This is a genomic window from Paenibacillus sp. 01T422 (assembly GCF_056398785.1).
In genome coordinates, this window is sequence record NZ_JBFTQB010000120.1 from 1 (window position 1) to 25,117 (window position 25,117).

At 49.1% G+C, this 25,117-nt stretch carries 21 protein-coding genes, 3 pseudogenes and 1 riboswitch; of the genes and pseudogenes, 16 read left to right on the plus strand and 8 right to left on the minus strand.

What is annotated here, in order from left to right:
* The 7 genes and pseudogenes from AC1DUA_RS09305 to AC1DUA_RS09335 form a co-directional block, all read left to right on the plus strand.
* Positions 1-271: pseudogene (locus AC1DUA_RS09305) on the plus strand (threonine dehydratase); the annotation flags it as partial.
* A 70-nt stretch (positions 272-341) separates the two neighbouring features.
* Positions 342-430, plus strand: a riboswitch (cyclic di-GMP riboswitch).
* A gap of 86 nt (positions 431-516) precedes the next feature.
* Positions 517-2,046, plus strand: coding sequence for a putative bifunctional diguanylate cyclase/phosphodiesterase (locus AC1DUA_RS09310; RefSeq protein ID WP_477499463.1), 1,530 nt, complete (start codon positions 517-519; stop codon positions 2,044-2,046).
* Between the two features lie 121 nt (positions 2,047-2,167).
* Positions 2,168-3,043 (plus strand): annotated as a pseudogene (locus AC1DUA_RS09315) (BMP family lipoprotein); the annotation flags it as partial.
* Complete coding sequence (locus tag AC1DUA_RS09320) at positions 3,030-4,541, plus strand: ABC transporter ATP-binding protein (RefSeq protein ID WP_477499483.1); 1,512 nt, start codon at positions 3,030-3,032, stop codon at positions 4,539-4,541. The pseudogene AC1DUA_RS09315 and the gene AC1DUA_RS09320, both read left to right, overlap by 14 nt.
* Positions 4,534-5,613 (plus strand): ABC transporter permease, encoded by a 1,080-nt coding sequence (locus AC1DUA_RS09325; protein ID WP_477499464.1) that lies wholly within the window; start codon positions 4,534-4,536, stop codon positions 5,611-5,613. Before AC1DUA_RS09320 ends, AC1DUA_RS09325 begins: the two co-directional genes overlap by 8 nt.
* Before the next feature lies 1 nt (position 5,614).
* The gene (locus tag AC1DUA_RS09330; RefSeq protein ID WP_477499465.1) at positions 5,615-6,598 is read left to right on the plus strand and encodes an ABC transporter permease; all 984 of its coding nucleotides are present in this window, start codon (positions 5,615-5,617) and stop codon (positions 6,596-6,598) included.
* A gap of 398 nt (positions 6,599-6,996) precedes the next feature.
* Positions 6,997-7,542, plus strand: coding sequence for a hypothetical protein (locus tag AC1DUA_RS09335; protein ID WP_477499466.1), 546 nt, complete (start codon positions 6,997-6,999; stop codon positions 7,540-7,542).
* Here the strand turns inward: AC1DUA_RS09335 and AC1DUA_RS09340 are convergent.
* Entirely contained in the window at positions 7,529-8,386 is an 858-nt protein-coding gene (locus AC1DUA_RS09340; protein WP_477499467.1) for a helix-turn-helix domain-containing protein, read from the minus strand. The two genes, AC1DUA_RS09335 and AC1DUA_RS09340, sit on opposite strands and share 14 nt — an antisense overlap.
* Positions 8,387-8,586: 200 nt before the next feature.
* Here AC1DUA_RS09340 and AC1DUA_RS09345 point away from each other — a divergent pair, with 200 nt between their 5' ends.
* The 7 genes and pseudogenes from AC1DUA_RS09345 (at position 8,587) to AC1DUA_RS09375 (ending at position 16,042) form a co-directional block, all read left to right on the plus strand.
* Positions 8,587-9,768: a galactokinase gene (locus AC1DUA_RS09345; RefSeq protein ID WP_477499468.1), complete on the plus strand. Its 1,182-nt coding sequence runs from the start codon at positions 8,587-8,589 to the stop codon at positions 9,766-9,768.
* Positions 9,769-10,755: a UDP-glucose 4-epimerase GalE gene (gene galE / locus AC1DUA_RS09350; protein ID WP_477499469.1), complete on the plus strand. Its 987-nt coding sequence runs from the start codon at positions 9,769-9,771 to the stop codon at positions 10,753-10,755.
* A 27-nt stretch (positions 10,756-10,782) separates the two neighbouring features.
* Positions 10,783-12,238 (plus strand): annotated as a pseudogene (locus AC1DUA_RS09355) (UDP-glucose--hexose-1-phosphate uridylyltransferase).
* 504 nt (positions 12,239-12,742) lie between these two features.
* The gene (locus AC1DUA_RS09360; RefSeq protein WP_477499470.1) at positions 12,743-13,732 is read left to right on the plus strand and encodes an acrylyl-CoA reductase family protein; all 990 of its coding nucleotides are present in this window, start codon (positions 12,743-12,745) and stop codon (positions 13,730-13,732) included.
* Positions 13,733-13,773: 41 nt separating this feature from the next.
* Positions 13,774-14,631 (plus strand): carbon-nitrogen hydrolase family protein, encoded by an 858-nt coding sequence (locus tag AC1DUA_RS09365; RefSeq protein WP_477499471.1) that lies wholly within the window; start codon positions 13,774-13,776, stop codon positions 14,629-14,631.
* Between the two features lie 23 nt (positions 14,632-14,654).
* Positions 14,655-15,353 carry a GNAT family N-acetyltransferase gene (locus AC1DUA_RS09370; protein WP_477499472.1) on the plus strand — a complete coding sequence of 233 codons (699 nt, stop codon included), beginning with the start codon at positions 14,655-14,657 and terminating at the stop codon, positions 15,351-15,353.
* Between the two features lie 17 nt (positions 15,354-15,370).
* The gene (locus tag AC1DUA_RS09375) at positions 15,371-16,042 is read left to right on the plus strand and encodes a GNAT family N-acetyltransferase (RefSeq protein ID WP_477499473.1); all 672 of its coding nucleotides are present in this window, start codon (positions 15,371-15,373) and stop codon (positions 16,040-16,042) included.
* A gap of 65 nt (positions 16,043-16,107) precedes the next feature.
* Here AC1DUA_RS09375 and AC1DUA_RS09380 read toward each other — a convergent pair whose 3' ends face one another.
* Positions 16,108-16,557 carry an SRPBCC domain-containing protein gene (locus AC1DUA_RS09380; RefSeq protein WP_477499474.1) on the minus strand — a complete coding sequence of 150 codons (450 nt, stop codon included), beginning with the start codon at positions 16,555-16,557 and terminating at the stop codon, positions 16,108-16,110.
* A 92-nt stretch (positions 16,558-16,649) separates the two neighbouring features.
* On the opposite strand from AC1DUA_RS09380, the gene AC1DUA_RS09385 reads away from it, so the two are divergent.
* Complete coding sequence (locus AC1DUA_RS09385; RefSeq protein ID WP_477499475.1) at positions 16,650-17,450, plus strand: DUF6597 domain-containing transcriptional factor; 801 nt, start codon at positions 16,650-16,652, stop codon at positions 17,448-17,450.
* A gap of 332 nt (positions 17,451-17,782) precedes the next feature.
* Here AC1DUA_RS09385 and AC1DUA_RS09390 read toward each other — a convergent pair whose 3' ends face one another.
* Genes AC1DUA_RS09390 through sigY form a run of 3 tightly spaced genes read right to left on the minus strand, consistent with a single transcriptional unit; the run spans position 17,783 to position 18,899 of the window.
* A complete protein-coding gene (locus AC1DUA_RS09390; RefSeq protein ID WP_477499476.1) occupies positions 17,783-18,007 on the minus strand; it encodes a sigmaY antisigma factor component in 225 nt (74 codons plus the stop codon).
* On the minus strand, positions 17,997-18,377 hold the full coding sequence (locus AC1DUA_RS09395; protein WP_477499477.1) for a DUF5345 family protein: 381 nt from the start codon (positions 18,375-18,377) through the stop codon (positions 17,997-17,999). The genes AC1DUA_RS09390 and AC1DUA_RS09395 overlap by 11 nt, the downstream gene beginning before the upstream one ends.
* Positions 18,378-18,899 (minus strand): RNA polymerase sigma factor SigY, encoded by a 522-nt coding sequence (sigY, locus tag AC1DUA_RS09400; protein ID WP_477499478.1) that lies wholly within the window; start codon positions 18,897-18,899, stop codon positions 18,378-18,380. It abuts the gene before it with no gap.
* Between the two features lie 169 nt (positions 18,900-19,068).
* Here sigY and AC1DUA_RS09405 point away from each other — a divergent pair, with 169 nt between their 5' ends.
* Complete coding sequence (locus AC1DUA_RS09405; RefSeq protein ID WP_477499479.1) at positions 19,069-19,959, plus strand: GNAT family N-acetyltransferase; 891 nt, start codon at positions 19,069-19,071, stop codon at positions 19,957-19,959.
* Between the two features lie 309 nt (positions 19,960-20,268).
* Here the strand turns inward: AC1DUA_RS09405 and pyrH are convergent, their stop codons facing one another.
* The 3 genes from pyrH to AC1DUA_RS09420 all read right to left on the minus strand — a co-directional run.
* Complete coding sequence (pyrH, locus tag AC1DUA_RS09410; RefSeq protein WP_477499480.1) at positions 20,269-21,009, minus strand: UMP kinase; 741 nt, start codon at positions 21,007-21,009, stop codon at positions 20,269-20,271.
* A 114-nt stretch (positions 21,010-21,123) separates the two neighbouring features.
* Positions 21,124-22,221, minus strand: a complete 1,098-nt coding sequence (locus tag AC1DUA_RS09415; protein WP_477499481.1) for an MFS transporter — start codon at positions 22,219-22,221, stop codon at positions 21,124-21,126.
* Between the two features lie 151 nt (positions 22,222-22,372).
* The coding region (locus AC1DUA_RS09420; RefSeq protein ID WP_477499482.1) for an ATP-binding protein at positions 22,373-25,117 on the minus strand (2,745 nt) is incomplete at its 5' end.

Genomic DNA, 25,117 nt, shown 5'->3' on the forward strand with positions numbered 1-25,117 from the left:
GTACGAAGGCTTAAAGCACTACTTTATCCTCAATTTCCCTCAGCGTGCAGGCGCTTTGCGTGAATTTTTGGAGGAAGTTCTGGGGCCGACCGACGATATTACGCGTTTTGAATATACGAAAAAGAATAATCGGGATGATGCTCCGGCACTAGTCGGCATCGAGTTGAAAAACAAAGATGATTACGAGGGTCTTATTGAGCGTTTGTCCAGTAAGGACTATGGTTACATCGAAATTAATAAAGATCCGAAACTTTTTAATTTGCTAATTTAAGTAAAAATAGCCAGAGTAGAAATAATTGTGATATAGTTAATTAGTCCTGCTTTTTCTCTTTTTACCTGAATATTGTAAAAGGCAAACTTGCCGAAAGGTAAGGACGCAAAGCTCCGGGTCTTAGGTTGCCCCCGCAACGATGATGGCTGGGCTGCCGACAGGAGCAGTTTACCGATACAGGTACGCCTACGGCTATTCCAAATGGAATAGCCTTTTTTGATGACCGGAATGGAGGTTCCMCCCCAATGAGAAGCCTTTTTTTAAAGTGGATTCAACAGACGAAAGCACGGGAGCTCCGCTATTTGGGCATACTGGGTTTCTTTCTGCTGACGGCCAATCTACTTGCTGCTGCTTCTTTTACATTTACCCCGAAGATGATGTTGTTCGTCCTCATTCAAGCGCTCATTTGTTTCTTTTTTGCCATTTGCATCCGCCACCTGCGGCTAAACGGAATCGAACAGGAGGAGAAGAGTAAGCAGCTAGCCTATTTAGCCTACCATGATACATTAACGGGATTGCCGAATCGACGGCTGTTTGAGGACCGCTTGAAGCGCGTACTCCTTCATGCTCAGCGTTATGATCAGCTTGCGGCTGTTGTATTTCTCGATATGGACAGATTCAAGGAAGTCAATGATTCATATGGTCACGCCTCTGGAGATCAGCTTATCCGTCTTGCATCTGAGAGGTTGTTAGGTTGCCTGCGTGGATCGGATACGGTGTACCGTCAGGGCGGTGATGAGTTTATTATTTTGCTTGAATCTTTTACCAAGCCAGAGGACGTCAGGGTAGTGGCTACGCGCATTCAAAATGTGCTGGATGAACCCTTTATCCTGGATGGAAGAACCGTTACAATAACCGCTAGCATGGGGATTGCTTTATATCCGCTAGATGGCACTCGGCCCGAACAGCTTCTTCAGCGTGCGGATGAAGCGATGTACGAGGCTAAGAACCATGAGAATAACCGCTTTCAATTCTATGCGTCGGACATCGATACGATGGTGAAGAGCAAAGCTCACATGGAGAATGAACTCCGTTTGGCTTTAGAGCAGGAACAATTCGAGCTGCAGTATCAGCCGCAATATGAAATTGTAGGCCGCAAGCTCATCGGCACAGAGGTCAGCCTTTACTGGGAGAAGGGGAGCAAGCAGCTCCGTAAGCTCATGGATTGGCGGAAAGCGGCGGATGAATTGGGGTTCATGGTGCCTATCGGCAAATGGGCGTTTCAAACCGCATGCAGACAGATGAGAGGCTGGCAGGATGCAGGCCAAGAGCCGCTTAGAATGACGTTCGCGATTACATCTTCACAATTTAAAGATGATCATTTCATTACTTATATAGCTGATGTGTTGCAAAAAACAGGGATCGATCCCTGCCTGGTCGAACTAGACCTTACGGAGAGCATCACGTCTTCCAACGTGCAAGAAGCGAGCAAGAAGCTGACGATGCTGAAAAAGCTTGGCGTACGCATTGCTATGGATGACTTGTGTACGGGGCTATTTACACGAAGCGGGCTGGAAGGTATGCCGCTGGATAGTGTGAAGCTGGATAGTACACTGATCAGAGACCTTGTCGATGATGACGAGAATCAGCTGCTTGCTGCTGCCATCATCCGGATGGCCCACCGATTAGGGTTGAATTTAATTGCGAAAGGTGTCGAAACGGAAGAACAGTTCGAGTACCTGAAATTTCTGCAATGTACGGAGGTGCAAGGAAAACTGTTCAGCAGTCCGCTATCTTCCAATCAATTCCTGACATTGATGACCGAAAAAAATTAAAAATAGGTCATCTAGATTTTATTGACCGGCGGTAGTATAATAAATAATTGGGGCTTAAAACCTATATTGTGGGGCTTTACAAAAAGACCATGTCAACTTGGTTAACATCACGAATTATGCCGTAAATGATAAATCTTTTAACCAAAGCGCTTGGGAAGGCTTGCAACAACTGAAGAAGTCAACGGGCACAAACGTTAAGAACCTGGAAAGCAAAAGCGATGCTGACTACACGCCTAACTTGAACCAATTCGTAAAAGATGGCTATAACCTGACTTGGGGTATTGGTTTCTTGATGGGTGACGCGCTTAAAACGGTTGCAACTCAAAACCCAAATGCTAAACTTGCGATCATTGATAACGTTGTAGAAGCTCCAAACGTAGAATCTGTAACATTCTCTGAGCAAGAAGGTTCTTACCTTGTAGGTGTGGTTGCAGGTCTTACGACAAAATCCAACAAAATCGGTTTCGTTGGCGGAATTGACATCCCGGTTATCAAACGTTTTGAAGCTGGTTTCGTAGCTGGTGTGAAAGCAGTTAACCCTAATGCAAAAATTCAAATCAACTATACAGGCGCATTCGATAAGCCTGACCTTGGTAAAGCAGCAGCAGCAACGATCTACAATGATGGCGCAGACATCATTTTCCACGCAGCTGGCTCCACAGGTAACGGTGTATTCAACGAAGCAAAAGACCGTGCGAAAAACGGTAAAAAAGTTTGGGTTATCGGTGTAGATAAAGACCAATCCCTTGAGTTCGGCGATGAAGTGACACTGACTTCCATGTTGAAGCGTGTTGACAACGCGGTTGCTCGTGTTTCCAAAGACGTTATCGACAACAAATTCCAAGGTGGTCAAGTCGTTACACTTGGTCTGAAAGATGACGGTGTAGGTCTTCCAGAAACATCTAAGAAAAACGTAACAGCAGATATCTTGAAAAAAGTTGACGAGTACAAAGCAAAAATCATCAGCGGCGAAATCAAAGTCCCTGAAAAACCATAATACGTGTATAATAGGCATAGCGGTTACGAACATCAGCTTGAAGCTGATGAAGGGTGAAATCCATGCCTTGCTGGGTGAAAATGGTGCGGGTAAATCCACATTGATGAATATTTTGTTCGGGCTGTATCAGCCGGACGAAGGCTTTATAAAAGTGCAAGGCAATGAAGTTTTTATTGATAGCCCGAATAGGGCGATTGAGCTGGGCATCGGGATGGTGCATCAGCATTTTAAACTTGTACAGCCGTTTACCGTAACGGAGAACATTATTTTGGGCATGGAGCCAAGAAAAGGGCTGAATGTCGATATCAAAACAGCGCAAGACAAAGTGCGCAAGCTATCTGAGCAATACGGGCTTCGCGTGGATCCAAAAGCAAGAATCGAAGATATTTCCGTCGGCATGCAGCAGCGCGTTGAAATATTGAAAACGCTGTATCGCGGCGCCGATATTCTCATTTTTGACGAACCAACTGCCGTACTAACGCCGCAAGAAATTAGCGAATTGATGGTCATTATGCGCAATCTTGTGAAAGAGGGCAAATCCATCATTCTCATTACACATAAGCTGAAAGAAATTATGGAGATTGCTGATACCGTGACGATTATTCGCCGCGGGAAAGTGATTGGTTCCATTGCAAGCAAAGATGCGAATCCGCAAATTTTGGCCGAGAAAATGGTCGGGCGTGATGTTTCTTTTAAAGTGGATAAGAAAGAAGTGAAGCTTGGGGAGCCTGTACTCCAAGTTAAGAACCTGGTTGTTCGGAATCATCAAGGGCTGGCTGCATTGAAAGAACTTAACATCGAGGTGAAAGCCGGGGAGATTCTGGGCATCGCCGGTGTTGATGGCAACGGACAAAGTGAATTGATCGAGGCATTAACTGGGCTGCGATCTATTGATAGCGGACAAGTGCTGCTGGCGGGAAATGACATCACGAACCATACGCCGAGAGAGATCTCGGAGGCAGGTTTGTCGCATATTCCGGAGGACAGGCATAAGCATGGACTCGTGCTCGATTTCTCCATGAGCGAAAACATGGTGTTGGAGACGTATTTCCATCCCGCCTATAACAAAGCGGGCTTCCTCAATTACGATGCGATTGACCGCCATGCGGAAGCGCTGATTAAGCAGTTCGACGTAAGGACGCCAAGCATTTACAATAAGGCTCGTTCTTTGTCGGGAGGAAACCAACAAAAAGCAATTATTGCCAGGGAAATACACAAGAATCCGAACCTGCTGATTGCCGCTCAACCAACGCGAGGATTGGATGTAGGAGCGATTGAATTCGTACATCGTCAACTGATCGAGCAGCGGAACAAGGGCAAAGCGGTTTTGTTGATTTCTTTTGAGCTGGATGAAATTATGAACGTATCGGACCGTATTGCCGTTATCTACGAAGGACAGATTGTGGGAGAAGTGCTGCCGCAAGAGACGAACGATCAAGAGATCGGGCTTCTGATGGCTGGYAGTAAACACACAGGGAAAGGAGCTGCTCATGAATAAGGTTGCTCGTATTTTTACAAGTGAATCAGCGGTGAATCCCATCGTGGCGATTGTGCTCGGGCTGTTATTCGGAGCGCTCGTCATGCTGGCAGGTGGCTATAATCCAATAGCTGCATATGGGGCATTATTTTCTCGTGTTTTCGGAAATTCGTATGATATCGGGGAATCGATTCGTGCGATTACTCCTCTGATTTTGACGGGATTATCCGTTGCCTTTGCATTCCGGACAGGCCTTTTTAACATCGGAGCTGAAGGGCAGTTCGTCATGGGGATGACGGGGGCTACTTTTATCGGTGTGAAAGTGGTGGGCCTTCCGTGGATTATTCATGCGCCTTTGGCTGTTATCGTCGGAGCGCTTGTTGGTGGGCTCTGGGGAGCTATCGCAGGTTATTTGAAAGCAAAACGTGGGGTTAACGAGGTTATCACAACGATCATGCTCAACTGGATCGCGTTATTCTTCTCGAACTATATCGTAAATACATTCCTATTGGAGCCCAAGCAGCAGCGCTCTTATATGATTCAAGACTCAGCTTCGCTTAGTATTACTTGGTTGTCGGACCTAATGAACCATGCCAGGATTCACTGGGGTACCGTGATTGCGATCCTCGCGGCAGTTGTCTTTTATATCATTCTTTGGAAAACAAGACAAGGCTACGAGCTGCGTGCCGTTGGTCATAATATGGATGCTGCGAAGTATGCGGGCATGAATGTGAATCGCAATATTATTAAGGCGATGTTTATCTCGGGTGTTTTTGCCGGACTAGGCGGGGTATTTGAAATTCTGGGTGTGTTCCACTATCAGGTCGTTGCGGCAGGCACACCGGGTTACGGATTTGATGGAATCGCGGTTTCCTTGCTGGGCGCTAACAATCCGATCGGGATTGTCCTAGGAGCCGCGCTATTCGGCGGATTATCCTACGGATCAGCGGGAATGAGCTTCGGGGCGGATGTGCCACCGGAAATTATCCGCATCGTTATCGGCTCGGTGATTTTCTTCGTAGCCACACAAGGTATCGTTAAATGGGTGCTCATCCCGTTCTATAGCAAACGCAAGAAAGAGAGGGCGTCGTAACATGGACCTGCTCACAATGCTCAACGCGTTTTTCACGAAATTCAGTGAACTTATTAACACAACGCTCGTTTACTCAACGGCACTGATCTTCGGAGCTCTGGCTGGTATTTTCTCAGAGCGCTCTGGCGTGGTCAACATCGGGATTGAGGGACTTATGGTCTCTGGAGCCTTCGCTTCAGCGGTTGGCGCTTATTATGCGGAAGAGGCGAACATGGGAGTTTGGTCTCCGTGGATCGGCTTGCTGACGGCTATGTTATTTGCGCTCATTTTCGCGCTCATTCATGCGGTAGCGACAATTACTTTTAAAGCGAATCAAGTTATCAGCGGGGTCGTTATTAACTTCTTAGCTGCTGGTGTGACACTGTTTTTGGTAAAAGTGCTATTCAATGGCGCTGGGCAAACGGAAACATTAAACGATGTATTTTCAAAATGGGAGTTTCCACTTTTGTCGAAAATTCCGTATATCGGATATGCGATATTTACCGCTTATCCGACTACCTATATTGCTCTAATTCTCGTTGCTGTTACGTACTATGTATTGTTCAAAACACCATTCGGTCTGCGCCTTCGCTCCGTTGGTGAGCACCCGAGTGCCGCGGATACCGTTGGGATTAAGGTTAAGCGGGTTCGTTATATCGCTGTTTTGATCAGCGGTCTGCTTGGTGGTCTTGGCGGTGCAACCATTACATTGACGACAACAAGCGCCTTCTCGCATAATACGATTTCCGGCCAAGGCTTTATTGCGATGGCTGCGATGATCTTCGGCAAGTGGCATCCGTTTGGCGCACTGGGCGCTGCCGTATTCTTCGGTATGGCGCAGGCGCTCAACAACTTCATGCGATTGTTCGATTTCTCCAAGAACATCCCGCAGGAGTTCCTCTACATGCTGCCTTATGTGTTAACGATCTTAGTATTGGCGGGCGCTGTAGGCCGGGCGAAAGCGCCATCGGCTCTTGGTGAGCCTTACGATCCGGGCAAACGATAAGAACTACGAAGTGCACCTCTTAGGATAGACATTGGAAATACCCCTTGGGTAGATCCGATGAAATTCTAAGGGGTGTTTTTTTTGTGTGTGGGGAACTACGGTGCCTTATTTCGGGGCAATGGGCCTAATTGAGGGGATGGGCGGAACTACAGTGCCTTATTCGTACTCGAATCGGCGTAGTTCCGGTCAAAATCAGCGAAATAGAGGATCACAGATCCCTTTCGATGAGGAGAATGGGGGTTTCTTGGGAAATAGAGTCCTGTAGTTCCTTTTCACTGTGCAGGGGGAGTGGGAGGTGGCAGGAGTGATAAGGGGAAGTGGGATAAGCAGGACAAGGCAGGGTAAGGTGGGACAGGCAGGACAAGGCAGGACGCAGAGCACTGACAAGCGGGACTCGCATGACAAGCAAGACACGCAGCCTAGCAAGCGCCTCAAGCTCGCAAGTACCACAAGCGCTCCGAGTGCCACAAGTGCCACAAGTGCCACAAGTGCCACAAGTGCCACAAGTGCCACAAGTGTCACAAGTGTCTCAAGTGTCACAAGTGTCACAAGTGTCTCAAGTGTCTCAAGTGTCTCAAGTGTCTCAAGTGTCTCAAGTGTCTCAAGTGTCACAAGTGTCACAAGTGTCTCAAGTGTCACAAGTGTCTCAAGTGTCACAAGTGTCTCAAGTGTCTCAAGTGTCTCAAGTGTCTCAAGTGTCTCAAGTGTCTCAAGTGTCTCAAGTGTCTCAAGTGTCTCAAGTGTCGCAAGTGTCGCAAGTGTCGCAAGTGTCGCAAGTGTCTCAGTGCCCCAAGTGCCTCAAGTACCTCAAGTACCTCAAGTACCTCAAGTACCTCAAGTACCTCAAGTCCACAAGCGCCTCAAGTACCTCAAGTACCTCAAGCTCCCCAGCCCCGCATGCCTCCTTAACAAGTCCCCACGCACACACCCTCACAGGGATTTGATTTGATTTCGGTACTCGCTCGGAGAAACGCCGTATAAGCGGCGGAATTGTTTGGAAAAATATAACGGATCATAAAAGCCGACAGAGGCTGCGATCTGTTCAATCGTCAGTTCCAGTCGCTCGCGCAGCAGCTGACGCGCTTTATCGACACGAAGCTTGAGCAGAAAAGTAACAGGAGTGACCTTCGTGTGACGCTTGAATAAGCGTGACAAATAGGCGCGGTTATAGCCTAAGCTCTCGGCCATCATTTCAATGGTAATCGGCTCGGCATATTGGGTGGACAAATAATGGATAGCCTGCTGTACGATCCGGTCGCTCTCGGCCTCCGTAACGATGCCAGCTGGTGTGGAGGCAGATACAGCTTCGCAATACTCACCTAATAGAAGGAGTAGATAGCCGATGGACTTCAGCTGTGCGCTCACTTTCTTGGCACGTAAAGCTTGTTGAATATGGCGAAACAGAACAGGAATGTGCCGATTGCGTTTGATGTGAAGTATAGGCTGCAAGGGATTAATACCTGTTGAAGCTACCAGAGTGGGACCTTGCTCGCCTGTAAAGGCAATCCAGCAGTAATGCCACGGATCGATTTCATCCGAAACATAGCTGATAAGCTGTTCTGGCTCGATGACGAAGCTATCTCCCGCGCCTAGCGCGTACTCTTCCCCTTGGGTGGAAAACACGCCTCTCCCTGAAATAACATAGTGAATTAAGTAGTAGTCGTACACTTTTGGGCCTAACCGATGTACAGGCTTAGTCTGACTCTCCCCGGCAAACAGCACGGTCAAAGCGCTCTCTCCAGATGGTAGTGGATTAGAAACGACATAGTAGCTTTCCTGCTTGGGCATGACTTATCTTCAACTCCGTTGGATATGTCCTGATGGTCCTTTTAATTTACCATACTTAGCAGCCGCGAAGAAAGGTTGAAATCACATTTTTCCATGTGAAAATAACATGCTTCCATAGCCAACAGTGCGTTCTTCTCTTATACTGAAGTTACAAACTTGCTCTTACATCAATCCTACAAAAAACTAAAGGCGGTGCCAGAATGGCAGATTTGCAAGCTTTAAAAGACACGTTTATTGAAATTTACGGGGAATCCGCAGCGCCAATTTCAGCGTTTCATGCTCCAGGCCGGGTTAACCTGATCGGTGAGCACACGGATTACAATGGCGGTTATGTATTCCCAGCGGCATTAACGTTCGGAACGACTCTGCTGATCCGTCCAAGACAAGACCGTGTCATCGGATTTGCATCGACCAATCTGGCGCTTCGCAAACAAATTTCCATAGATGACTTGTCCTACCAAGAAGAAGATAACTGGATGAACTATCCGAAAGGAATCTTTGTCCACTTGGCCCAAGAAGGCATGCCAGTTACGAAAGGCTACGACCTTTTGTTCCACGGTGAAATCCCGAACGGCGCTGGACTCTCGTCCTCAGCTTCCATCGAAGTTGTGACGGCGTATGCGCTAGAAACTCTTGAGAAATATCCGATTGATACTGTTAAAATTGCCCTTCTAGCGCAAAAAACAGAGAACCAATTCGTTGGTGTGAACTGTGGCATCATGGATCAATTCGCTGTAGCTAATGGGAAAAAGGACAACGCGATCCTGCTCATGTGCGATACGCTGGAGTACCGCCACGTGCCATTCCATAGCGGCAGCTACAAGCTTGTAATCGGAAACACGAACAAACGCAGAGGTCTCGTCGACTCCGCTTACAATGAAAGAAGAAGCCAATGCGAGCAGGCGGTTACTTACCTGCAAAAGCAGTTCCCATCGCTCACATTGCTTGGTCAATTAAACCTGGATCAATTCAATGAATACAAGCATCTGATCCCGGACGAAACGGTTCGCCGCAGAGCGCAGCACGTTGTAGAAGAAATTGATCGTGTGCTCCAGTCGATCAAGGTTCTTGAGCAAAATGACCTTGAAGCTTTTGGGAAGCTGATGATCGGTTCCCACGATTCACTGCGTGATCTCTATGAAGTAACCGGCGTAGAGCTGGATACGATGGTTGCGGCAGCGCTGAAGGTTCCGGGTGTGCTAGGTGCGCGAATGACTGGTGCAGGCTTCGGCGGATGTACGGTTTCCTTGGTTCACGAAGACAGCGTACAAACATTTATCGATCAAGTCGGCAAAGAATATACAGAACAAACAGGTTTGACACCAAGTTTCTACGTATGCGATATCGGGAATGGCGTCGAACAGATCGGGGAGGCGTTGTAAATGGCGATTCTAGTAACAGGGGGAGCCGGTTATATCGGTTCGCATGCAGTGGCTGAGCTGCTGGAAAAAGGGGAAGAGGTTGTTATTGTCGATAACTTGCAGCAAGGGCACAGAAATGCCGTGCTTGGCGGCAAGCTGTATGTCGGCGATCTGCGCGACAGTGAGTTTCTGGATACTGTTTTTTCTGAAAACAGCATTGATGCCATCATTCATTTCGCAGCAAATTCGCTAGTTGGCGAGAGCATGACCAATCCTGCCAAATACTATCACAATAACGTGTACGGAACGCTCTGCTTGCTTGAAAAGATGAATCAATACGGCGTGAAAAATATCGTGTTCTCGTCGACAGCTGCTACCTATGGTGAGCCTGAGAATATTCCGATTTTGGAAAGCGATCGTACCCTGCCTACGAATACGTATGGCGAGACGAAGCTGGCGATGGAAAAAATGATGAAATGGTTCGACACGGCCCATGGCATCAAATATGTATCTCTTCGTTATTTTAATGCAGCGGGCGCACATGCCGGCGGCAAAATCGGCGAGGATCACAGTCCCGAGACGCACCTTATTCCAATCATTTTACAAGTAGCACTCGGACAAAGAGCGCACATCTCCATTTATGGAGACGATTATGCGACGGAAGACGGCACTTGCGTGCGCGATTACATTCACGTCAGCGATTTGGCTAGCGCGCATGTCCTTGCGGTAGAGAAGCTGCGCGGCGGAGCTGACAGCAATATTTATAACCTGGGCAACGGCACAGGCTTCTCGGTTAAACAAGTCATCGATATCGCTCGCAAAGTGACGGGCCATGCAATTCCTGCGGTGATCGAGCCGCGCAGAGCGGGTGACCCGGCAACGTTGATTGCCTCCTCTGAGCGTGCTAGAAACGAACTGGGCTGGAAGCCGAGCCGTGACTCTTTGGAATCCATCATTGAGAGCGCATGGAACTGGCACCAAAATAACCCGAGCGGATACGCTGAGTAAGCTTGTTTAGAAAGGAATGTGGCACACATGGAACGGACAGTTGAAGCATCGCAGTTTACGGCATTGACCATAGAAAGGCTCCTTCAGTTTGCGAAGCAAAATGGACTCATTGAGCAGTTGGACGTCTATATTTCACGAAATGCTTTGCTTGATTTATTCGGGCTTGCTGAGCCTTATGCAGGAGAAGTGYCGGAAGAGAAGTTAAGCAGCCCTGTAGCTTTACTGGAAGAGCTGCTGGATGCAGCCTTCGAGACAGGTCTCCTGGAAGAGAACACAGTCACGTACCGAGATCTGTTGGATGCACGGATTATGGGGCTGCTCATGCCTCGTCCTTCCGAGGTAGTGAATCAATTCTGGAACACAGCGAAGACCAATGGGGTAGAGGCGGCAACGAATTATTTTTATAAGCAATCCATTGATTCCAATTATATTCGGATGGATCGTATACAGAAGAATGATGCTCTGCGCAGACAACTTAGGTTATGCCGGACGTGTGAATCACCCGGCAAGACAGAACCTACGGTTTATTCCGTTAGAGCTGGATAACGAGAAATGGTACATCCAATACTCGCCTTACGTGTATTACAATGAACACAGCATTATTTTCCATGAGAAACATATCCCGATGAAAACAACAGCGAATACGTTCTACCGTTTGCTCGATTTCATCGATCAATTCCCACATTACTTCATTGGTTCCAATGCGGATCTGCCCATCGTGGGCGGTTCCATTCTGAACCATGACCATTTCCAGGGCGGACGCCATCAGTTCCCGATGGAGAAAGCAGCAAGTGAGAAAACAATCGCTAACGCTGAGTTCGCTGGTGTGAAGGCCGCTATCGTGAAGTGGCCGATGTCGGTAATCCGCTTGAGCGGCCATAACAAGCAGCAGCTCTATAAGCTTTCGAGCAAGCTGCTCGAAGACTGGCGCGCATACAGCGATGCGGAAGCGGACGTCCTCGCCTTCAGCGAGAAGGACGGACAGCGGATCCCGCATAACACGATTACCCCGATCGCCCGCAACAACGCACGGGGCGAGTACGAGCTTGACCTGGTGCTGCGGAACAACCGCACCAGCGCAGAGCATCCGGATGGCATCTTCCATCCGCATCAGCACTTGCACCACATCAAGAAGGAGAACATCGGCTTGATTGAGGTTATGGGGCTGGCGGTACTGCCAGGCCGCTTGCAGGAGGAGCTGGCGGATATCGCCAAGATCCTCACGGGCGAAGCCGACTTCGGCAGCGCAATCCGCGATGATTCCGCTAATCCGCTGCATAAGCATGCGGCATGGATCGAGGCGATGCTCGCGAAGCACGGCGCTGCGCTGACGGCAGACGGCGCGAAAGCGGTGCTGCAGGAGGAAGTCGGCAGCAAGTTCATGGACGTGCTGCTCGACGCGGGCGTGTTCAAGCGTGATGAAGCCGGGCAAGCGGCTTTTGAACGGTTTTTGATAGCTGCGGGCTTTGCGCAGCAGCAATAAGAGGAGCTCCCTGGTCATATGACCGGGGAGTTTTTTTCGTTAATAGCAGGAGCCTCAGGTATGTGGATGTAGTTCTAGTGTTGGTATTAATTGCTATTTCAGATTGACTACTGGAGGCGTAAAGGTTGGCAACATGGCATCGGGGGAGTACGGAGTAGGTAGCGTCACAGAACCTATGGACTACTTGTAGTTAACGCCGAATACTGCAGCTAATTTCTACTTCTGAACCACTTTTGGACGATTAACTGTAATTCCTACTGTTAATCTAGTCATATCTACCAACTTTCGCTACCCGACAGGCGATTTAGTTGTAGATTCAACCGTTATTTCATTCTCAGGACTGACGCGGCGCGGATTAGCGGTAGTTTTTACAGCTCATTTAGCCCATGGTGGAACGTCTATGACAACCTTTGAATACTGGTCACTATTTTAGTAAACTAAATGGGTAGTTGATGGAAATTTCACTTGATTGAATTCTAAGAGGACCGAGGAGGCTAAACCAGCATGGGTAGCTTTAGGGCGTTAGTGGTGGAGAAGACTGAGGAACGTTTTTCTGCCCAAGTGAAAGAACTGCGAATGGAAGATTTACCACCGGGTGAAGTGACGATACGGGTGCGCTACTCGGGTATTAATTATAAAGATGCGTTGGCTTGCGCTCCGAATGGGCGCGTTGTACGCAAGTACCCCATGGTGCCAGGAGTCGATCTGGCAGGCTCGGTTGCCGCCTCGTCAGACCCGCGCTTTCGCGAGGGCGATGAGGTGCTTGTGACCAGCTATGAGCTGGGAACAGGACATTACGGTGGGTTTAGCGCCTACGCGCGCGTTCCAGCCGACTGGGTTGTTCCGCTGCCGAAGGGGCTGTCCCACAAGGAGTCCATGATACTGGGGACGGCTGGTTTTACGGCAGCATTGTCGATTCAGCGCATGGAGGAGAACGGGCTGAGCAAGGAGCGGGGCCCTGTCCTCGTTCGAGGCGCTACTGGCGGGGTTGGCAGCAACAGCGTTTCGATGCTGGCAGCTCTCGGTTATGAGGTGGATGCAAGTACGGGCAAGTCCGCCGATCACTCGTATTTGCTTGAATTGGGGGCGAAGCGTGTGGTGCCCCGAGAAGAATTGTCCCCTGCCGTTAGGAAACCGCTGGACAAGGAGTTGTGGGCAGGTTGTGTCGATCCGGTGGGAGGAGACTCCCTGGCCTACGTGCTGAGCCGGATGAAGTACGGCGGATCCGTAGCGCTGAGCGGTGTGACAGGTGGCGGTGAATTTGCCGCGACGGTGTTTCCTTTTATACTGCGAGGCGTGAATCTATTGGGTATTGATTCGGTATATTGCCCATCCGATATTCGGAGGCCTTTGTGGGAGCGGATAGCCGGGGAATTGAAACCGCAGCTGCTGGAGCGGATGATGTACAAAGAAGTTACATTAGACGGAGTTGCCCAGGCGACGCAAGAGGTTTTGGACGGAAAAGTTAGAGGGCGAGTGCTTGTTAGCTTATAACTCTGGCCTACAGAAATGATGAAAAGTTGGGAGAGATGACGTTGAAAATGCGAGTTTCGGCCGTGCAGTACCATTTGCATTCGATACACAATTTTGAAGAGTTTGCTGCGCAGGTGGAGCATTATGTGAAGGTGGCTCAGGAGTTTGAGGCGGATTTTGTGCTGTTCCCCGAGCTGTTTACGACACAATTGATGTCCATTGGCGATGAGCACGGTAAAGCACTGCCGATTGAGGCGTTGCCATCCTTTACGGAGGCTTATCGGACGCTTTTCCAAGGGCTGGCGAAGCAAACGGGCATGCATATCATTGGCGGCACGCACATTACCTCTGAGGAGGGCAAGCTGTATAACACAGCCTTTTTATTTTATCCGGACGGGCGTATTGGGGAGCAGAAAAAGCTGCATATTACCCCGACCGAGGTGAAGGAATGGAATATGGGTGCTGGGGATTCGCTGCAGGTTTTTGACACGGAGAAAGGCCGCATCGCGATACTCGTCTGCTATGACGTGGAGTTCCCGGAAATCGTCCGAATGGCTAGAGCCCGCGGCGCTGATGTGCTGTTTGCACCTTCCTGTACGGATGATCGGCATGGGTTCCATCGTGTGCGCTACACATGCCATGCACGGACAATTGAGAATCAAATCTACGTTGTCACGACGGGTACGGTCGGCGCACTGCCAACCGTTGATTTCATGAGGGCCAATTTCGGGCAAGCTGCGGTGCTAACCCCGAATGATGTACCTTTTCCACCAAAAGGTATTATGGTCGAAGGCGAAATCAACGGTGACATGGTGGTCACGGCTGATTTGGATCTAGATTTGCTAACCCTTGTCCGCGAAAAAGGTGCTGTCACCACATGGCGTGACCGCAGGACGGATCTGTACACCGATTGGTCCTAATCAGGGCGAGGGGGATACCTAGCATGACGGATATGAATTCGCACCAATTTTACGCGAAAAAGCTGTACGTCTTCGACGGCGACAAGCCCACTCAGGCAGTCATACGCAGTTATGAAAAAGCGGATATTGACGCGCTGATTCGCGTTCAGCAGATGAGTTTTCCACCGCCTTTTCCGTCGGAATTATGGTGGAATGAGGAGCAGCTGACGGAGCACATCACTCGGTTCCCCCAAGGCGCACTCTGTGTAGAGGTGGAGGGGAAGATTGTTGGCTCCATCACGGGTCTGCTTGTCGACTATGACGAGAAGCATGCCGGTGATCATAGCTGGTCGACGCTAACTGACGATGGTTACATCCGTACGCACCGGCCTGACGGCGATACCCTGTATATTGTGGATATCTGCGTGATGCCCGCATACCGCAAGTTCGGTCTTGGCAAATGGATGATGCAGTCCATGTATGAGGTAGTCGTGCACTTGGGGCTGCGCAGGCTGCTAGGAGGCGGGCGCATGCCGGGGTACCATCAGTGGGCCGAAGGGATGACCGCAGAGGAATATGCGAAGGCGGTCATGGCAGGGACCTGCAAGGACCCGGTTATTACGTTCCTGCTGCGCTGTGGGAGAACGCCGGTGCAGGTTGTGCCGAATTATTTGCAGGATGAGGAGTCACTGAACTATGCGCTTTTGATGGAGTGGCGGAATCCATTTCGAATTAGGACGTAAAGGAGCTTGAGGAACTGATGGAATACATACGGATAACGAGTATAGACAACCCTTTGTTTCGCGCAATGCATGATCTAATGAAAGAGGTATTCCCACCAGAAGAGGTGCTGGAATTCTCTTTGTGGAAAGAACCTTTGGAGGACCCCGGCATTCGGGTGTTCGTCGCTGTGCACGAAGGGAAGGTCGTTGGCACGACAGAGTACCGTTATTATGAGGATTTTCAAGTGGCGATGACGGATTTCACGATCATAGGCCAAGCGGGACTTGGCATTGGCCGTTTCATGGCACGTAAACGCTGGAGTGATCTAGAAGCTTTAGCTGCTGAGTCGGGCAAGCCGATGCTTGGGATGTTTGCTGAGATCTATGATCCGTATCGGATAGAAGGGCATGCGTTCGGTGGCGTGAAGCCGATGGACCCCTACGTGCGGCGAGAGGTTCTGTCGCATCTCGGTTACAAACGAATTGATTTCCCGTATGTGCATCCCTCTTGGGAAAACAATGGGGAAGCGGTGGAGGAGCYGGATCTATGTTTCCTTCCGACAGATGAAGACATGACGCAGCTAGATGCGGCGATTGTCATGGCGTTCTTGAAGCGTTACTATGCCGTTCTGGCGAATAAACCGCAGGCTTGGCATGTTATGGTTGAGGGGCTTGAAGGGGAAACATCGCTTGCACTTTTACCTTTATAAGTGGAAAAAAGGCTATCTCAGGGGTTCGGAGAGTTAATCTTTCCCCTTCTGAGATAGCCGCCTATTTACCAACCGAAGTCTAATGTTTTACCAGTCTCTGCAAGTGTCTTAATGTTGCTTAAAATCATCCACCAGCTCTCTCGCGTTCTCTCGAAGCTTGGGTGGTTCGGCGTCCATTGGTCATTGATGAGCGTCATTTTCGTACAGCTGCCAACCGTCTCTAAGGTATACGTCATCCGCGACTCAAAATCCGCATGATTAGGGTTGTAAGATGGGCCAGCATGCTCGATGCAGGAGAGAAGTCTCTCCGGCTCATAGGCCAGAATCGTGCCGTATACATGCACCGTTTCATCTCCGTCATTGCCAAGCCCAATGTATCTGAACTCAGAACCGATCTCGAATGTTGACTCCAGTACGCTCCCGAACAGAATTTTACGCGTCCCCTCAGGCGTCACCAGAATATCCCACACTTCTTTGCAAGTTGCACCAATGTAAAATTCGTATTTTAATTCCAACTTTAACTCACTCCCTCGATATGTGTTAAGTTTATGATAAAGGTTTGTACGTTCCAAGTATTGTAAAAACGCGACAAGGAGTGATTGACGTCATGTCAGACCTCATCAAGCCCAGTCTAGGAATCATGAATCTGCAGCAAACAGCACGGAAATTTCAGCTTTCCAGACTTGCACCTTCGGAGGACTTGTCCTTTTTCATTCGCCATTATTGGATCGTTCGGTGGGATTTAAGGGGCCAAGAGCCTTATATGCAGCACGTGATCCCGAATCCCTGCGTCAATCTGATCGTTGAGCCCAGTCGAACAGCCATTTATGGTCCTGGAAAAGAGAAATACGGCCATCACCTGGAAGGCCATGGCTGCGTATTTGGCGTGAAATTTAAGCCTGGCGGTTTCTATCCGTTTCTCAAGCAGCCGGTTTCCGGCATGACCAGCCCGCTGAGCCTTCAGAGCGTATTTGATGCCGCCGATCCGCATGCGTTAGAGGCCGGCATATTTGCACAGGAAGAGGAACAGCAGATGGTAGCGCTCATCGAGCAAATGATTCGGCCCAAGCTGCCGGAACAAGATACGCAGGTAGCTTTCATCAATGAAATCATTGATTATATTAACGAGCAGCCGGATATCACGAAGGTAGACAGCCTCTGTGAGCACTTCCATGTGAACAAACGGACGCTGCAGCGCCTTTTCGACCACTACGTAGGTGTCACGCCCAAGTGGGTCATTAAGCTCGCGCGCATCCAGAATGCGGCGGAGATGACTGATGTGAGTGTGAAGCCGAACTGGTCCAAGCTGTCGATGGATCTGGGCTACCACGACCAGTCGCATTTTATAAAGGACTTTAAGTCCATTATCGGCCAGACGCCGGATGAATATGCTCGGCAGGCACTGTGAGAGCGAGAAGAGCCAGCCCTTTGAGGGACCGGCTCTTCTTGTTCGATTCGCTTATCTGTACGCCATCGCTCGGTTAGATGGAAAAACTACCGTTAATCCGCGCTGCTCGGTAGCAGGGAATGAAATAGCGGTAGAAACTCCAGCTAATCCTAGGTAACTAACGGAAATCCGCTAGAATTGATGAAATTAACGCTAGAAATTCCAGTTAATTGGACGAAAGTGGAAATTTCTTTGAAAATAGAGGTAGTAATAGGCGGTAAATTACAAGTGAGATTACAACAAATGAATAACCATACAAGCTTCAACACAGTAGAAGAAATCGTGAACTTTACTCAATTTCCCTTGCCCGAGAAGCTGCGGTGAATCTTACGTACGGCAAACAAGTACACGATCAGTGGCGTCGGTGCCTGAAGGATGCCCCAAATCCCCCAAAACCAAGGATAACGAGCACTCCTTTTGCGCGCATCAACGAACAGCCATGTGCTTTGCACGAGCAGAATCAGGGCGATGCCAATCCATGCCCATATAGGTAGTGCATCCCAACCCTCATGTTTCATGTGAGTCCACCTGCTTTCTAAGGAGTAGCCAAGCTAACGGCGCAATGACCGCCAATGCTTGGAAGGTAATGAAAGTAACCGGCTGTGCAGCTGCAATCATGAAGAGAAGATAGAGCAGCAGCAGGGCAGCGCCCCACAGTTTGAGCAGATCACCGAGCAGCCGCGAACGCTGCTTTTTCTGTACGGCTGCGATTTGTTGATCGAACCAAGTGCTGCTCGGTCGCGAAGCGGGGAATAGGCCGTCTAACGCGTCTAGCCCCTGCTGCAGCCTCTGAACGGCAACCTCGGCCTCAGTGGGAGGACCATCCTGCTCGCCTTCAGAGCTGCTCATCTGAGGCCTTTTATGATTAGCGTCCTGAAAGTCGTCCATCTACACCAGCTCCTTTCGCAATTGTTTCAAAGCGTTATGCACTCTCGATTTAGCGGTCCCTTCCGCGATGGCGAGGATTTGGCCGATTTCTTCATAGGTGTAGCCGTAGTAGTGCTTGAGGATTACCGGAATACGGCTTTCCTCCGGCAGTTCAGCCAAAGTATTCAGTACATCAGGCCAAGCCTCGTTCTGACTGTTGGCGTGCCACTGCATTTGACGCAAGGATTGTGCTTGCTGCTGCTCCTGCCATTTCTTCTCGCGTTTGCGTCGCCGCGCTTGATCAATCATCAAACGAGTGGCTATTGTGATCAGCCAAGAGGAGAACTTAGATTTCGTATTGTACAGCTTTATTTTCTCGATGCATCGGATCATGGTATCTTGCGTTAGATCCTCCGCCAGGGTCGGGTTCAGCGTTATTTTCAACAAATATTTGTAAACAAAATCATAATGCTGTTGCAACAACTGGGACAGAGCGGTGCGATCTCCCCGCGTTGCCCGATCAAGCCATTTTTGCTCTTCCAAGTCAAGGGTCACCCTCTCTGCCTGAATTCATAGATAGTACGAACAACAAGGATCAATCGTTCACTGAGTACGAAACTTTATGTAAAATTATTTATTAGCTTACCACCCCGAAGAGCAGACATGTATAATGACAGTAGGCAAGCGACTAAGTAGTATGGAGGACAATCTATTGAAACAAGGCATATTTGCACGGGCAGGACTGTCACCTCAGGAGCTGGATGAAGTTAGGAACCTATGGGAGATATGTAACAGTCATGACCATATTGAGATAAAGCTAAACTGGGGTACCTTATCGGATCGTCCACCGGGCGTATCGAATGACTTTTTATTTTACCGGGATGACCGGATTGTCGGGTTTTTGGCGATATATAGCTTTCTGTCTACAGAAGTGGAAATTAGCGGAATGGTGCATCCAGAGGCGCGGAACCAAGGTATTTATAGCCAGTTGGTGCAGACGGCGCTGGAAACGTGCAGACGCAGAGGGGTACCGAAGGCGATTTTCATTAATGAGCGGGGATCGGCGAGCGGGAAAGCTTTTTTGACGAAGCTTGGCGCGGAATACCATTTCTCCGAATACGTGATGGAGCTCCAAGAGGGTGCAGATGGCACGCCACAAACCGGTGAACAGCCGCTGGCGCTGCGTTCTGCCAATGTGCGGGATACAGAGCTGCTCGTTCAACTTAATATGTCCGGTTTCAATATGACGGAAGCTGACACGAGAGAGTATGTTAACCAAACGATTACCGGTGACAAAGAAAGAACCTGGATCGCTGAGCTCGGGCACGGGGAACAGAAAGAACCGATTGGGAAAATCGGTGCCATGATTGGAGACGATGCCAGCGGATTCATCTACGGTTTTTGTGTACTGCCAGGGCATCGAGGCCAAGGATATGGGCGCCAGGTTTTGAGTCAGACTATCTGGGAGCTTAAGCAGAAGCATCGGGCGGGATTGATCAAGCTCGAAGTATCGGTCGAAAATGAGAAGGCGCTGGGTCTATATGAATCTTGCGGCTTTAGAACGAAGAATGCGAATGATTATTACGTGCTCATGCTAGGCTGAAATGAGTAAATAAAGAAGGATAGAGCGGCAGCTACTAAACTGTTCTCTATCCTTTTTCCTGTCTATAAGCGGAGCTACAGGGCGTTATTTCGTCGAAAATAGGCGCTTGAGCCCGTGTGAGGGAAATAGGGTTCGCTAATTCGTCATTATATGCAGAAAATAGCTGATTAGGCTGAAATAAGAGCCTATAGTTCCCTCGTTCCCGCGAATCAACGCTTTTCGCCTAGATAGCGCCCTCTAGTTCCGCTATTAAGGCTGCGGGCGAGCCCCCACGGACGGGTCCTTCGTAGGGTACCTACTGTCCGTTCATTACCCTTGCTGATAAATAAGCTCCGAGGAACCGCTGATGATTGTACCTGTATTTTGTCCTGCACATATTTCTTTCATGGACCCGGGTTTGTCGAAATTGAACACATGGATGGGAATGTGATAATCCCGCGCCAGAATAAAGGCGGACTGATCCATGACCTTCAGATTGTGGTGGATGACGTCGTTGTAGTGGAGAGATTTGTATTGGAGGGCCTCTTTATGATGCTTGGGATCCTTGTCGAACACGCCGTCAACGCCTTGCTTCGCAACGAGGATGGCTTCACAGTTCACTTCGATAGCTCTTTGGACCGAGGGATAGTCCGTCGTGACGAAAGGCTGTCCATTGCCCCCTGAGAATATAACGATGTACCCTTTTTCCAAATGATGAATGGCTCTAAGCCGGATGAAAGGCTCCGCTACGGAAGCGATCGGAATCGCCGTCATGACGCGCACTTCCGCGTCGGTTTTGGCCTTCAGCACACCGCGCAGCATCAAGCTGTTGATGACGGTAGCGAGAGTTCCGATATTGTCAGCCTCCGCTTTCTCGATGCCCCAGCTCTCGCCCATATTGCCGCGGAATATATTGCCCCCGCCAATTACAAGACACACTTCAACACCTAACTGAACAACGGTCATAATTTCATTCGCAATATGATCCAGTTGTTTAGGATCGAAACCGAACTCGCTTTCTCCCGCAACAGCCCCGCCGCTTAGCTTAATGAGGACTCGTTTGTACCGCATATGGATCTCTCCTCCCATGATACAATTGGTTTCCCTATCTCTGTTTCAACATCAACGCTGCCCGATACATAGGACGGCTTCAGAGCGAAAAAAAACACTAAAGCAACGAATGCTTTAGTGTCTAATAGACGTTACCCACATGGCGCCCATCGATACGCCGTAGAGGCTGCCGGCAACCCAGAACAGGGTTTGGCTGGTCGCTAACGCTGCAATGGCAATCGCGACGATTAGAACGAAGGCGACGATTGTTACGGCTCTTTTTGGCCCCACATTGCGGGTGACATAGCCGAAGAGGAAGGAGCTGATGATGCTCGATACGGTTGAGACCAGGTAGAGCAGAATGAACTGCCCTGTTGTGAAGCCCATCACCGTATTCGCATAAATCGCCATAACTGCTATTGCTGTGGCAATGGCATCGTTAAAGAAGAAGTAAGCAATCATGAACAGGAAAGCGGCACGATATTTTCGCGCCTCTTTGAATGTGGCCCAGATCTCTCGGTAGCCGCTCAGGAGCGATTTTTTCTCACTAACCGGCTTTAGTGGCTTCTCTTTGTAGAGGAACATAATCGGCAGGGAGAATAATAAGAACATGAGGGCGCTAGGGATAAATGTATTTTCAAAATGATTGCCATTAATTAAAGGGAAAACAACTAGACCAACTAGCGTTCCAACATATCCAACGGCTACGCCTACACCTGAAATGATGGGGATTTCACGCTCGCTGCCCAGATCCGAAATCATGGAATCGTAGAAGATTAAGCTGGAATTATAAAAGAATTTCGCGACCATGAAGAAGAAAATCACGCCTAGAATCGAAGTGTTAAGTCCCATCCACTGTTGATCGGTATGCCAGATGGCCGAAGCGCCCATAAGCAAAGTCGCCGCGATGGCAATCAAGGTAAAGGGGACGAGGTAGGCTTTCTTTTTGCCAGTACGGTCGATCCACACCCCGAATAAAGGGGAGAGCAGGACGAGAAACAAGCTGGATAAGGCATTGGAGTATGTGATAAAAGTGCTGGCTATCTGATTCAACTCTTCGCTTTTTCCTAACGTTTCTTTTAAATAAAAAGGGTAAAAGACCGTCACGATGTTGGAGGAAAAGATGGTGTTCGCGAAATCGTACATGGCCCAGGCAAATATCGGTAAGGAGAAGAACAGTGTCCAAGCGCTGCGTGTCTGCATGGGATTGGAAGCGGGTTCAAGCTTTGCCACCAGGGTCACCCTTTCTTCGATGAATGAATTCGTTTTCACTAGTATATTGGCTGCCAGGTAGAGAAATCCCTGTCGGTTTACAATAAAAAAATCTCCCCACCCCCAAGCTGGAGGAAGAGAGATGTTAGGTCAGGGGAGAAATGAGGCGCTGCTAGGCGTCTGATGAAGGTTTCTTGATTTCAACCTCAATCATATCCATATTTTCTTTCATCTCAACTACATCGATGCCGTTGCGCTGCAAGGTATTAGAGAGAGAATCTTTGTCCTGAGCGGGAAAGACGTACGCATTGCTTTTCTTATTATCGAGTAAATTTTTCGCTACCTGGACTAGACGCTCCATAGAGAACGGTTTTTTGAGATATTTCTGAATTTCTTTCTCATGGAAATCATGCGGTTGATCCAGTGCGGTAGAGACAATAACCGGAGTCTGATAGTACATGGGATGCCTGGATAAGTCAGAAATGAAATCCCATCCGTTTTTTACACCTTCAAGATGGATATCCACGATGAACAGAATCGGTTCACCTTTGCAGCGGCTCAAAGCGATGATCCCCTCTTCAGCCGAGCGCAATTGGATGGAAGGAAGATCCAGTTTATTCAAGGCAATTTGAATCAGCTTGGCGAGGTCGTCGTCATCTTCGAAAATAACGATTTTCCCCTCCATGGAAGATAGTTGATACTGGTCGAATTCAATCCGGAAGGTAGTGCCGGCTCCCATTTGAGATTCGTAAGAGATCTGTCCGCTATGTCCTTCGACAATCTCTTTCACAATAGCTAAGCCTAAGCCAGTTCCGCCGATTTGACGTCGGTCAGAGTTATCTACGCGGAAGAACTTGGAGAACATTTGATCATGTGCTTCCTCAGGGATACCGAGTCCGTAGTCCTGCACGGCGGCAACAACTTTACCATTCTCAGTGGATAAATAAATATCGATCCGCTCTGCACCCGGGGAATACTTAATCGCGTTGCTGATCAGGTTATGGAAGACTTGCCGGATTCGATCCGCATCTGCCCGCACCCATAATTCCTGTTCCTGCTGATGGATGATGATGCTATGGTTCTGCTTATCCTGCCACTGATCAACGATGTCCTGAACGGTTGGCAATAAGTTGATTGGGGAGAAATGGTATAACTGCCGCCCCGACTCCATGCGCTGTAAATCAAGGAAATCATTGATTAAGTTCGAGAGACGATGAGCTTCTTTATAAATGGTTTCCATGTATTTCTTCTGTTTGTCTTGCGGCAGCTCGCGATGGAGTAGAATCTCAATGAAGCCAAGCACACTCGCCAATGGAGTCCGCAGCTCATGAGAGACGATGGAAATGAACTCATTTTTCATTTCATCGACCCGCTCTTCTTCCGTTCGGTCACGGAAAACGAAGAGATAACCCTGCTGCTCCGTATCTTCGCTGACGACAGTGGCATAAAGCTCCGCATGCTGGGGCTGATCATCCAGCACAAAGCCAAAGCGCTGCGTCAGATGCGTATGCGCGCCATTAATCAGCGCTTCAATGGAAGAAGCAGCGCCGAAGAAGCTCGGCGTTTCAGCGGCGATCGCGTCGCAGCTAGCCACCAAATTCTCGCCGATGCGCTCATTCAAACCAAAATAACGACTCATCCGATGGTTGGCGAACAGGATGGTCCCCTCGGAGTCGCACATCATCATGCCTTCGTGCGCCGATTCCAAAATATTTTGAATCAAGTCGCGTTGCCCTTCAATTAACAGCTTCTCGGCAGTGAGCTCGTCGTTCAATTCCGCCAAATGGGCGGCTTGCTTCACTCTCTCGTCATTCATCACTTGTGCAAAAAACGCCAAGCCGAACTGACGAACCAAGCCCTTCGTCAGGCGCTGGTTGTTTTCCTGGAACACGGAGCTTTGGTAGCTCGTTAGGAGCAGGAAGCCGATGACCGTCTGTTTGTCGTCAAGAAGAGGGACATAATGATCGACAGCGTGCATCATCCCGCCATGGACACCTTTCTCATGCCCGGATACATCACGTGTGTGGACCAGATTCGTGCCTTCCTCAAAGACACGTCTAGCCGGCCCGAATAACTCGTTCTGATGAACCTGAATGTGTTCCTTCGGATAACCGATAGAGTGAATGACTTCATAGGTGGAATTGCTATCATCGCCATCGCCATTATCGGATTCACGTTTCATAACAACGAGAGCTGCATCCTGCAGGAGGGAATTTAGCAGGGCGGGCAGCGTTTGCTTCAAGAAATCTTTGAGCTCCACGTAGCCAGTAAGCTTCTCTTGGTAGGAAGAAATTAGCTCAAGATCCCGTTCTCTTTCGGACAGCTTGGCCAAAGTGATCTGCTGCTCTTCCTGCTGGGCAATGATCTCCTCATTCTGGGTTTCGAGGCTCTCGGCCATATACCGATAGGTTTCCTCGCTTTTGCGAAGCTCCTCTTCAGCGTGAATAGCCCTGAATGAGATGAAGAGGGACATTACACCTGCAATGAGTGCAATAATGCCTCCGACCATGGTGATGGTACGAGAAGTCTGACCAGCTTTGAGCGATGAATTGTAGGCGTCCTCAGTGATTTGCACAATCGTCTTCTCAATACTCGTATGGATGACACGGTAACGATCCATCATCGTTTTGCCTGAGGCAATCCGGGTTCTGGCTTCTTCCGTTTTCCCCGCACGAATGAGTTCTAATTGGCTGTCAAAGAAGCGCTGCAAGTTGGTAATGGCTGGAATGGCTTGTGTATCCATGATGAGCTGGAGAGTTGGATACTTTTTATCATAAATGCGGATGTTGTCCAGATCTGCTTCCAGTTGTTTTTTGCCAGCGGTATAAGGTTCCAAATATTGCTCATTGCCCGTTAACTCAAAACCGCGAATGCTGGTTTCCTGATTGATCAGGTCGGTTAGCAGGCTGTTCGTAGT